This window comes from Streptococcus danieliae, assembly GCF_013415245.1.
GTDB lineage: Bacteria > Bacillota > Bacilli > Lactobacillales > Streptococcaceae > Streptococcus > Streptococcus danieliae_A.
In genome coordinates this window covers 1-206 of sequence record NZ_JACBXX010000195.1, presented here as the reverse complement: position 1 = coordinate 206, position 206 = coordinate 1, and the positions used below count along the sequence as shown (strand labels likewise).

1 protein-coding gene is annotated in these 206 nt (G+C 38.8%); it reads left to right on the top strand.

Features of this window, described 5'->3' with window-relative positions; all coding sequences use genetic code 11:
• The coding region (locus HZY94_RS08985) for a transposase (protein WP_179925865.1) at nt 1-206 on the top strand (206 nt) is incomplete at both ends.

Sequence of the window (206 nt, the reverse complement as noted above, 5' to 3'; positions counted from 1 at the left end):
TTCCATACTTTCCGTAAGAACAAAGATAAGGTTTGTAATGCCCTAGAATTGCCTTATTCCAATGCGAGACTCGAGGCTACTAATAATCTTATCAAGGTTATTAAGCGGAATGCCTTTGGTTTCAGGAACTTTGACAATTTTAAGAAACGCATTTTCCTAGCCTTGAATACGAAACGAGAAAAGGAACAGGTAGTCCTCTCTCGACT